The 613-nt window shown below is 70.8% G+C and carries 1 pseudogene; it reads left to right on the forward strand.

What is annotated here, in order from left to right:
* Positions 1-613 (forward strand): annotated as a pseudogene (locus IQ210_RS46985) (helix-turn-helix transcriptional regulator); the annotation flags it as partial.

A 613-nucleotide genomic window follows, 5' to 3' on the forward strand; every position in this document is an offset into this window, starting at 1 on the left:
GAGTGGGACGAGGCCGAGCGCACCGGGCAGCGCTGCCTGGAGCTGACCACCACGCATGGGCACGCGCTGTTCGTCCACCACACCAACGCCTATCTGGGGTGGTTGGCGGCGTTGCGGGGTCAGGTCGAGCGCGCCCGGGAACTGCAGGCCACCGTCGACACCTGGGCCCGCCCCCGCGGCGTCGGCTTCCTCACCCAGATCACCGACACCATCGGCACCACCGCCGCCCTCGCCGAAGGCGACTACGAAGCCGCCTACCTCCACGCCATCGGCATCACACCCCCCGGCACCTTCCACCCCTACGCCCACCAAGCCCCCCGCACCCTCCTCGACCTCGTCGAAGCAGCCCTCCACACCGGCCGCACCCAACAAGCCCACCAACACGCCCAAGCCGCCCACCACCAAGGCCTGGCCCACATCAGCCCCCGCCTCGCCCTCACCACCTACGGCGCCCTCGCCATGACCACCCCCGACCCCACCCAAGCCGACCACTACTACCACCAAGCCCAAACCCACCCCCAAGCCCACCACTTCCCCTACGAACTCGCCCGCATCCACCTCGCCCACGGCACCCGCCAACGCCACACCCACGGCCCCAAAACCGCCCGACACT

Origin of the sequence: Streptomyces justiciae, assembly GCF_015163075.1 — a bacterium.
GTDB lineage: Bacteria > Actinomycetota > Actinomycetes > Streptomycetales > Streptomycetaceae > Streptomyces > Streptomyces justiciae.